Raw genomic sequence first — 9457 nt, forward strand, 5'->3', positions numbered from 1 at the left:
ATTACCCCCTCGGTTTAAAGAAAATGGCAGCTAAAAAACTAAACAAAATCGTCGAGGAAAGACCGACAGATGTTACTTCAAACATCCCCATCCCAATCCCAATAAACCCTTCTCTGCCACCTTCAAGCATGGCACCATGGACAAAAGAATGACCAAAGTTCGTAATCGGAACAAAGGCACCTGCCCCAGCAAAGTCAATTAACCGATCATATAAATGAAACCCATCTAACAAAGCACCTAATGTGACCAACACACAAAGAGTATGAATCGGTGATAGTTTCCCTAGATCAAGCAATACTTGTCCTAAAAAACAAATAAGTCCTCCAACAAGAAAAGCAGCTATATATTCCATACTTTATCCCTCCAATTGAAAGGAGACTGCATGAGCAATACATGGAATCGATTCCTTTTGATAAATCATAAAAGGATTTAATAAAGCCCCAGTCGCAACAACAAGTAACCTCTTAAATTTTCCTTTTTTCATTTCATTAAATAAATGACCAAAGGTGACGACCGCACAACAGGCCGCTCCACTCCCTCCAGAAAAGACATTTTGTCCTGGAGCATAAATCATCACACCACAATCATCATAATTTTTTGGAAGTGTAATCCCCTCATCTTCCAATAGCTTATGCAAAATTCCAGATCCTACACGCGCTAAATCACCTGTGACGATTAAGTCATAGTCTTCTACCGTCGTATTTGTATTTTGTAAATGGGTTTTCATCGTATCAACAGCTGCTGGAGCCATGGCTGCTCCAAATTGAAAAGGATTTTTAATCTCGTAATCAATAACTTTGCCAATCGTTGCCGAGTGAAGACGAATATGATTTTTTTCTTTGCTTATCAAACTAGCTCCAGCCCCTGTCACTGTAAATGAAGAAGTTTCAGAACGTTGTACCGCAAACTCAGTCGGGTAACGAAATTGTCTTTCTGCCGTAGAATGATGACTACTCGTTGCAACTAGGACCGAATCGGCATAATCGCCATCAAGCAATAGAGCTCCAGTAGCCATGGCTTCCATAGAAGTAGCACATGCAGAAAATACGCCCAAATAGGGTATCGGTAAATCCTTCGCTATGTAATTAGATGTCACCATCTGATTCAATAAATCACCCGCAATAAAAAAATCGATTTCTTCAATTTTCCTTCCTGCTTTTTCTAAACTAATTTCAATCGCTTCTTTCATCAATTTTCGTTCCGCTAATTCCCATGTTTCTTCTCCACAATAAAGTTTTTCATAATATTTATCATAGCTTTCTCTTAACGGGCCTTCCGCTTCTTTTGGACCAACAACTGTCCCTGTCGATTGGACATAAATAGGAGTTTTATAAATCCATGTTTGTTTTTTAAAACGCATCCAGACAACTCCTCTGCTTAATTTCTCTTAGTTGATAATAAATTGGATTAATAAACGAATAAGACCGACGATATAAGAAGCTAAAACTCCAAAGGCAATGATCGCTCCCGTTAACTTGAACATATGGGCCCCTACTCCATAAACTAAACCCTCACTTCGATATTCTAACGCTGCACTCGTCATCGCATTTGTAAAACCTGTGACCGGTACTAATGTCCCCGCCCCCGCATATTGTCCGAACCGATCAAAAACTCCTAATCCTGTTAATAAAGCCGTGATGACAATAATTGTCGATAACATCAAACTTCTCGCTTCGATTTCATTAATGGCTAGGGACGAAAGATAGAAATTGCTGATCCATTGCCCAGCCATACAAATAAGTCCACCGATACAAAACGCCTTAAAACCCTTATTAAAAAAACCTCGTTTCGGTTGAAAAAGCTCAATGTTTTTATGATATTGTTGAATTTGTTTTGAATTTGCCATCATCGGAGCTCCTTTATTTCGTTTAAAGTCTGAATACAAACACAAGTCACAAGCTCTTCCTCACATTCTTTTTGTTAGTATGTGACATCCACTTTTTTTCATTCTTATTCATTCATCCATTAAGAGAATCAAAAAACGCCATTCATCATGAATGACGTTCCTCTTATAAATGTTATTGTTTAATCCATTTTAAGATTTCTTTCGGTGTTGCATTTTTACCGTACATTAAAATGCCTGTTTTAAATACTTTTCCTGCTAGCTTCATTAACAACCAAATCGAAATAAATAAAATCACTAATGCAATAATAATCTCAATCCATGGCCATTGTTCAAGCATTGAAAGACGAATAATGAGTACACCTGGTGCAGTAAATGGAACAAAGCTTCCAATTTGGGCAATCAACCCTTCTGGATCAGCCAAAATCGGTCCAATTAAAATAAATGGTAGCCAAGGTAACATAAAGACAATCCCTTGGAAGTTACTTGTAGAACTCACCTCATCAACAGTTGCTCCGATCCCAACAAAAATTGACGCAAATAATAAGTAACCCGCAATCGCGATTACGACAAGGACAAGCAATTCTGGCACGAATAAATAACTTAATAATGGAAAATCGACATACCAGACTAGGAATGGCAGAATTAGGACAATCCACCCTGTTACTTGAATGATTCCAAGAGCAAAATAGCCGATGATTTTTCCTTGCATCAAATCATATGGTGTAATCGAGGACAAAATCATTTCAGACACTTTTTCTTTCTTTTCCTGTGAGGCACTTGTAAAAATCATCATCCCTGTAATAACGACAGAAAATAAAATGACCCCAGCAAAGATTCCAGGAACTAACCGCTCTAAAAACGAAAATTCACTTGCTGCTTCTTCCGTTTCTCCACTACCATCGGTCTGATTACTAGTTTGCACTTGCGGATCAAAGACGATTGGTGCGGTTGCTACAGTTGCTTCTTCTAATTCAAAACCTAATTTCTCTAATTGAATTTGTTTCAAGGACGACTGTAAAGCCTGTAAAACATACACATCTGCTTCACTCAAATCATCACTCATGTAAACGGGAATATGCCCCGTCAAGATTTCTTCTTCTGTTAATGAAAGATACACACTATTTTCTAGTTCCTTTAATTCTTCTAACATTAAACCTTCATTAACAATATGATCCTCCACTTCCCAATTTAAGGCCTCTAAGTTAAGTTCATTTTCTAGTTCAGCCCATACTTCCAATGGATCGTTTATATAAACATTGAGCGCCGCCTCTTCTCCATCGCCACCACTAAATAACATCGGAATGGAGAAAAACAACAGAAATAACAGTGGTGTTGATACAATCGAAATAATGAATGATTTATTTAATAAATTTCGTTTGATTTCCCATTTGGCCACTTTTAAACTATTACGCATTGAGAAACTCCTTTCCATTTAACCGATCAGAAGCAATATCAATAAAAATCTCATGTAAAGAAATACGATCAATCGTTAATTCTTGAATATCGAGTTCAGCTGACAACTGTCTAATCCAATCATTGATTTGAACGTCCTTAGTTAAAAATAATGTAGAGCGGTCTCCTGTTTGTTCAACACGTTCCACATTATTTAATCGTTCTAACACGGAAAGCTCGTTTTCTCCAATAATCGTACATTTAAAGTTCGCAAATTTCCGTTTTACTTCATCTAAAGAACCATAAATCACTTTTTGACCACGGTGAATCATAAAAAGTCGATCACAAAGCTCCTCAACAATATTCATTTGATGAGATGATAATAAAATGGCTGTCCCGTTATTAGCCAACTGTTTAATTTCTTTTTTAAACAACTCTTGACTGACTGGATCCAATCCTGAAAATGGTTCATCTAAAATTAATAATTCAGGCTCATGAATAATGGAAGCGATAAATTGAACTTTTTGGGCCATCCCTTTGGAAAGCTCTTCGATTGAACTTTTATCCTTTCCTTCTAACCCTAACTTTTTTAATAAATCTAGTGCTCGCTCACGGGCTTTTTTGAGCGGATAATCTTTTAAATCGGCAAAATAAAGAAGTAAATCAATCACCTTTACACTTTTATATAACCCACGTTCCTCTGGTAAATAGCCAATTTTTGCACGAGGAACATGCTTTACTTGTTCTCCCAAAAAGCTAATTTCTCCTTCATCCGGATACATAATCCCCATAATGTTCCGAATCGATGTTGACTTCCCGGCTCCATTTGGACCAAGAATCGCCATAATCTCCCCTTTATGAACTTCAAATGTAATATCTGAAATGACTTTTTTGTCTTTAAACGCTTTGCCAAGCCCTTTCACCTTTAATACTGGATCCATTTCTCATCTCCCTTTCCTATTCTCTCTTTTGTTATATACGTCCTTTCTTCCTAAAAGTTTCAACTTATTTGATGTGCAGCTGCCTTCCTCACTTTTAATTTACCTGATTAACTAGTAGATAAGAACCTTTCAGTTATATGGTAAGTTATTCGGTTAGTTAGTTATGTAGTTAACTATAAATCCATTCGATTAATCTGTCAATAAAAAACAAAGCTCATTTTAGAACTTTGCAATACATTCCTTGATTATTTCATTTTTTGCACCGTAATTTCTCGTGGCACCGCTTTTCATTACCTATTACCAGTTATTCGCACCGTAATTTCTCGCAGCACCGCTTTTCATTACCAATTCCCTTTTATTCGCACCTTAATTTCTCGCAGCACCGCTTTTCATTACCAATTCCCTTTTATTCGCACCTTAATTTCTCGCAGCACCGCTTTTCATTACCAATTCCCTTTTATTCGCACACTAATTTCCCGCAGCATCGGTTTTCATTACCATTCCCCTTTTATTCGCACACTAATTTCCAAAAGCACCGTTTTTCATTACCAATCACCCGTTTTTCGTATCGGAACCTCTCCTGATTTCGCTATCCCCCACAAAAAAACAAGCCCATCTTAAATAGGCTTGTCATTAAAAATAACTTGTTCAATTTAACTAACCTTCTACCTCGTCGGTCATCACTTGTTTCATTTGTTCAAGAATTTTTTTCTCTAGTCGAGACACTTGTACTTGTGAGATACCTAATCGTTCGGCTACTTCGGATTGAGTTTGGTCTTTATAATACCGAAGATAAACGATTAAACGTTCTCGTTCTTCCAAATCTCGAATCGCTTCTTTTAAAGCAATTTTATCAAACCATCTCGTTTCCGATTGATCAGCGATTTGATCAAGCAATGTAATCGGGTCACCATCGTTTTCATAGACTGTCTCATGAATGGAAGAAAGAGATTTGCTCGCCTCCCCTGCAAAAACCACTTCTTCTGGAGGGATTTCTAAATGTTCGGCAATTTCATTTACAGTTGGAACACGCCCGAATGATTTTGTCAGCTCATCCTTTACTTTGCGAATTTTATTGCCTAATTCTTTAATGGAACGACTGACTTTAACCGTTCCATCATCTCTTAAAAAGCGTTGAATTTCTCCGATAATCATCGGAACAGCATAGGTTGAAAATTTCACATCATAGGACAAATCAAATTTATCGACTGATTTAATTAAGCCAATACATCCAATTTGAAATAAATCATCAGGATCGTACCCACGATTCATAAACCTCTGTACAACAGACCAAACGAGCCTTGTATTTCGATTGACGATCAAGTCCCTTGCTTCTTGATCACCAGCCTGGCTTTTTTCGATTAAAGACTTTACTTCCTTATCCGACAATTGCACCTGCTTCTTTTTGGTTTGTTTCACCTCTACATCCATAGGCACGACCCCTTAATTAAAAATGGCTTTAGTTTTAGTAAGGTGCTTTTTCAAATAAATCGACGTGCCGATCATCGGTTCAGAATTCACTTTCATTTCATCCATAAAGTTTTCCATAATTGTAAAGCCCATACCGGAACGCTCTAATTCTGGTTTTGTTGTAAATAAAGGCTGTTTTGCTTCTTCAATATCGGTAATGCCCATACCTTCATCACGAATCGTTAATTCAATCGTTTGTTCGTCCAAAACCGCATGAATATAGACCATTCCTTCTGGGTCATTTCCATAGCCATGAATAATGGAGTTCGTAACGGCTTCTGAAACGACCGTTTTAATCTCTGTCATTTCATCCATCGTCGGATCTAGTTGGGCGATAAAAGCTCCGACTGTCACACGAGCAAAAGATTCATTTTCACTTTTGGCAGAAAAACGGATTTCCATTTCATTTTTTGACATTTAAGCCACCCCTAACGTTTGAAGTGCAAACTGTTCATTTTTTTCTAAGCGAATGATTTTAAATAATCCTGACATTTCAAATAAACGCTTAACAGCTGGAGAGATTGAACAAACGACCATTTCTCCACCTAATGCTTTGACATATTTATATCGTCCTAAAATCACTCCAAGCCCAGAGCTATCCATAAATGATAGCTGCTCTAAGCTTAAGACAATATGTTTAACTTGAGTTTGCTTTAATTTTTCCTCCACTTGTGTTCGGAGTGTTTCTGCCGTATGATGATCCAATTCTCCTTCAAGACGAACGAGCAATACCTTATCCTTATGCTCTAAATCAATAATCAAACTCATATGATTCAACTCCCTTTTTTTCCTGACTTTTTTAATTGCTAGAGAGTAGTTCGCCTTTATTTTTATGAATCCCTGCCCGCCTGACAAAACTAGATCGTTTTCGAAAAAAGTAGTGTTTTTTTTAATTTGCTCCGAATTTCGATAAAACTCGTTTAAATAATTGCCACCAAGAGGCACTATCGACATCTTCTCCTGATACAAGTGGTGATTCACTTAACACCTTACCGTCTTTTTCAAGGAATAAAGTGCCTAAAGTATCCCCTTTTTGAATTGGTGCTCTAACATCTTCCTTCCATTCAATTCGTTCGACAACATCATCTATGTTTTCCCCTTTTTTAGTTAAAAGAGAAATCGATTCACTCGTTAAAACAGGAACTTTCTTTTTATCTCCTTTAATCACTGAAATTTCTTCAATCAGATAATCACGTTCATACATAGGGTGTGTCATGTATTGACTGAATGAATAGTCGAGCATTGCCGTAATTTGGGCATTTCGTTCTTTTGGCGTTGGCGCTCCCATTATAATGGTGATGACACGCATTCCATTTTTCTCAGCCGTTGCCGTTAAACAATACATAGCTTCTCTTGTAAATCCTGTTTTTAATCCATCGACCCCAGGGTAGAATTTCACTAGTTTATTTGTATTCACTAGCCAAAACTCTTTCTCTGTTCCTTTACGTAAATAATCTTCATAAATACTCGTGAACTTTGTAATATCTTCATACTTTAGAAGCTCTTTTGAAATAATCGCGAGATCATGTGCAGTCGTATAATGCTCTGCAGCTGGTAGTCCATTTGAATTCATAAAATTCGTATTTTCTAAGCCTAGTTCCTTCGCTTTTTGGTTCATCATTTTGACAAACTCATCTTCCGTACCCGCAATATGCTCGGCCATTGCTACAGATGCATCATTTCCAGAAGCAATCGCAATCGCTTTTAACATATCCGTAACCGTCATCTCTTCACCAGGCTCAAGGAAAACTTGGGAACCTCCCATCGATGCCGCATTTTCACTTGTGCGAATCATATCTTCATATTTTAAGGATCCTTTATCGATCTGTTCCATAATCAGAAGCATCGTCATGATTTTCGTCATACTTGCAGGTGGTAATTTTTCATGACTATTTTTTTCAAATAAAACTTGTCCTGTATCCCTTTCGATAACAATCGCTGAGGAAGACTGTTCAGCTAATTCTGCCTGCTGCTTCTCCTCTGCTGCTTGTGCTAATGGAGCAAACAAAAAACTAATTAAAATACTTAAAACAATAAATCCTTTGAATTTCTTCATAATTGACCCTCCGACTTAACATTTTTCTTTGAATCTTGAGGACGTTTAAATACTACCGACGTCACAACTCACTACTTTCCAGTTTTTCCAGTAAACGAGTTTCCTATACGAATGATTCATTTAATAAAAAGGGTTCAAAAGGATGAATTGTTTTTTCATTCAAATCGAGCTATAATAAAACCAAGTAAATAAATAGGAATAATATATTTTAAAAAGGAGTGTACAAATGTTGAGAAAAGAAAATATTACAGTAACAGTTGGCACTAGAGAATTATCTGCTGTTTTTGAATCCCAAGATGAGTATGAGCCGCATGTCCACCCTCTCATCCTTTTTATACATGGATTTGTTGGCAACAAAGTCGGGGAACATCGACTCTTCGTGAAAGCCGCTCAACATTTTCATCACTTAGGCTATGCAACATTACGATTCGACTTTTCAGGTTGTGGCGAAAGCTCCGGACACTACCAAGACGTGACCGTCACAAAACAAATAGAAGAATTAAAAGCCATAATCAATCATGTAAAACACGTTTATAAAGTAAAGGACAAAAACCTCATTTTATTGGGCCATAGTTTAGGTGGTGGAATTGCTGCTTTAACAGCAAATGAAATTAGAGGACTACAAAAAGTGATCCTATGGGCACCTGTTGCAAACCCTTATGAAGAAATCCTTTCAATTACAGGTGAAAGTGCCGAAACACTTGCAAAATCGAGTGGACTCTTTGATTTTTCTGGTTTTTTATTAAGTGAAGAATTTTTCAATGATTTAAAAAAACATAAACCGCTCGAAAACATTCAACACTATCAAGGCGATTTGCTTGTTTTTCATGGAGAACGTGACCAAGACATTTCCGTTCAAAATGTAACTAAGTATAAAGAAGCTTTTTTAACTCCTCATTCATCTGGCCTTTTTTCAGCAGAGTTCATCTCATTTGCCGATCACACCTTTACAAATAGCAATTGGGAACAAGAGTTATTTCAAAAAACAAGTGAACATCTTATCATAAAGGCCTAATCAGATATTTTCTAACCTGACTTCAAGCTTTCTGATACAGATAAAAAGGAAGCTCATATTCGCGTTCTCCTTATAAAATTGGTACAATTAAATGGAATGAGTTAATGATTGAAGGAGGAAACTTGATGTATATCGTAACGAATCGAATCAAAATCAAAAAAGGCTTTGCTGAAAAAATGGCCCCTAACTTTACCAAACCGGGTCCCCTTCAAGAAATGAAAGGCTTTATTAAGGTCGAAACGACAATTAGGCAAAACATAGAAGAACATGATGAATTAAGTGTCAATATGTATTGGGAAGAGTTAGAAAACTTTGAAGCTTGGAAATCGAGTGATGCTTTTAAACAAGCCCATGCAAGACCAAAATCAGATTCAAATGAAGAGAAAAAAGACTCGCCCATGCTCGGTAGCGAAATCGTGATTGCCAAAGTCGCTACAACGATTGAAGCCAAATCATAGGTCCTTCTAAAAAGCCGATAAATTGATCGGCTTTTTGTATGCTCCATCCCTTACTTTGTTGGTAACATTCACTCTCTGACTCTTTATTTTATGGTTATGCTCTTTTTTGGAGATCACTATTTCTCTGCGGCTCTGCGTTTTATTGTCTCCATCTCCATTTGGACACCTCTTTTCTGACCGCTCCTTCCCTTTTCTTGCCTCCATCTCCATTTGGTTACCTCTTTTCCTTTTGCTCTTTCCCTTTTATTGTCTCCATCACCATTTGGTTACCTCTTTTCC

The 9457-nt window shown here is 37.1% G+C and carries 11 protein-coding genes; 2 read left to right on the forward strand and 9 right to left on the reverse strand.

Annotation, left to right across the window (positions count from 1 at the left end; genetic code table 11):
• Position 1: 1 nt before the first annotated feature.
• From spoVAE to BALCAV_RS03535, 9 genes are all read right to left on the reverse strand, one after another.
• Positions 2–352, reverse strand: a complete 351-nt coding sequence (spoVAE, locus tag BALCAV_RS03495; protein WP_003324652.1) for a stage V sporulation protein AE — start codon at positions 350–352, stop codon at positions 2–4.
• A 3-nt stretch (positions 353–355) separates the two neighbouring features.
• Positions 356–1360, reverse strand: a complete 1005-nt coding sequence (spoVAD, locus tag BALCAV_RS03500) for a stage V sporulation protein AD (protein ID WP_003324651.1) — start codon at positions 1358–1360, stop codon at positions 356–358.
• Between the two features lie 27 nt (positions 1361–1387).
• Positions 1388–1846 carry a stage V sporulation protein AC gene (gene spoVAC / locus BALCAV_RS03505; protein ID WP_003324650.1) on the reverse strand — a complete coding sequence of 153 codons (459 nt, stop codon included), beginning with the start codon at positions 1844–1846 and terminating at the stop codon, positions 1388–1390.
• A 172-nt stretch (positions 1847–2018) separates the two neighbouring features.
• The gene (locus BALCAV_RS03510; RefSeq protein ID WP_003324649.1) at positions 2019–3260 is read right to left on the reverse strand and encodes an ABC transporter permease; all 1242 of its coding nucleotides are present in this window, start codon (positions 3258–3260) and stop codon (positions 2019–2021) included.
• Positions 3253–4179 carry an ABC transporter ATP-binding protein gene (locus BALCAV_RS03515; protein WP_003324648.1) on the reverse strand — a complete coding sequence of 309 codons (927 nt, stop codon included), beginning with the start codon at positions 4177–4179 and terminating at the stop codon, positions 3253–3255. The genes BALCAV_RS03510 and BALCAV_RS03515 overlap by 8 nt, the downstream gene beginning before the upstream one ends.
• 657 nt (positions 4180–4836) lie before the next feature.
• The gene (sigF, locus tag BALCAV_RS03520) at positions 4837–5610 is read right to left on the reverse strand and encodes an RNA polymerase sporulation sigma factor SigF (protein ID WP_003324815.1); all 774 of its coding nucleotides are present in this window, start codon (positions 5608–5610) and stop codon (positions 4837–4839) included.
• 12 nt (positions 5611–5622) lie between these two features.
• The gene (gene spoIIAB, locus BALCAV_RS03525; protein WP_003324816.1) at positions 5623–6066 is read right to left on the reverse strand and encodes an anti-sigma F factor; all 444 of its coding nucleotides are present in this window, start codon (positions 6064–6066) and stop codon (positions 5623–5625) included.
• Entirely contained in the window at positions 6067–6417 is a 351-nt protein-coding gene (gene spoIIAA / locus BALCAV_RS03530; protein WP_003324817.1) for an anti-sigma F factor antagonist, read from the reverse strand.
• A gap of 121 nt (positions 6418–6538) precedes the next feature.
• Positions 6539–7705, reverse strand: coding sequence for a D-alanyl-D-alanine carboxypeptidase family protein (locus BALCAV_RS03535; protein ID WP_003324818.1), 1167 nt, complete (start codon positions 7703–7705; stop codon positions 6539–6541).
• 226 nt (positions 7706–7931) lie between these two features.
• Here BALCAV_RS03535 and BALCAV_RS03540 point away from each other — a divergent pair, with 226 nt between their 5' ends.
• Positions 7932–8720: an alpha/beta hydrolase gene (locus BALCAV_RS03540; protein WP_003324819.1), complete on the forward strand. Its 789-nt coding sequence runs from the start codon at positions 7932–7934 to the stop codon at positions 8718–8720.
• Positions 8721–8845: 125 nt separating this feature from the next.
• Positions 8846–9178 carry a heme oxygenase gene (locus tag BALCAV_RS03545; protein ID WP_003324820.1) on the forward strand — a complete coding sequence of 111 codons (333 nt, stop codon included), beginning with the start codon at positions 8846–8848 and terminating at the stop codon, positions 9176–9178.
• The last annotated feature ends 279 nt before the right edge of the window (positions 9179–9457 follow it).

The organism is Alkalihalobacillus alcalophilus ATCC 27647 = CGMCC 1.3604 (assembly GCF_000292245.2).
Lineage (GTDB): Bacteria > Bacillota > Bacilli > Bacillales > Bacillaceae_D > Alkalihalobacillus > Alkalihalobacillus alcalophilus.

Bases quoted from the DNA above. Each gene is read 5' to 3' on its own strand.
- BALCAV_RS03545 (WP_003324820.1), top strand. From the start codon at position 8,846: ATGTATATCGTAACGAATCGAATCAAAATCAAAAAAGGCTTTGCTGAA.
- sigF (WP_003324815.1), bottom strand. From the start codon at position 5,610: ATGGATGTAGAGGTGAAACAAACCAAAAAGAAGCAGGTGCAATTGTCG.
- BALCAV_RS03540 (WP_003324819.1), top strand. From the start codon at position 7,932: ATGTTGAGAAAAGAAAATATTACAGTAACAGTTGGCACTAGAGAATTA.
- BALCAV_RS03515 (WP_003324648.1), bottom strand. From the start codon at position 4,179: ATGGATCCAGTATTAAAGGTGAAAGGGCTTGGCAAAGCGTTTAAAGAC.
- spoVAD (WP_003324651.1), bottom strand. From the start codon at position 1,360: ATGCGTTTTAAAAAACAAACATGGATTTATAAAACTCCTATTTATGTC.
- spoIIAB (WP_003324816.1), bottom strand. From the start codon at position 6,066: ATGTCAAAAAATGAAATGGAAATCCGTTTTTCTGCCAAAAGTGAAAAT.
- BALCAV_RS03510 (WP_003324649.1), bottom strand. From the start codon at position 3,260: ATGCGTAATAGTTTAAAAGTGGCCAAATGGGAAATCAAACGAAATTTA.
- spoVAE (WP_003324652.1), bottom strand. From the start codon at position 352: ATGGAATATATAGCTGCTTTTCTTGTTGGAGGACTTATTTGTTTTTTA.
- spoIIAA (WP_003324817.1), bottom strand. From the start codon at position 6,417: ATGAGTTTGATTATTGATTTAGAGCATAAGGATAAGGTATTGCTCGTT.
- BALCAV_RS03535 (WP_003324818.1), bottom strand. From the start codon at position 7,705: ATGAAGAAATTCAAAGGATTTATTGTTTTAAGTATTTTAATTAGTTTT.
- spoVAC (WP_003324650.1), bottom strand. From the start codon at position 1,846: ATGGCAAATTCAAAACAAATTCAACAATATCATAAAAACATTGAGCTT.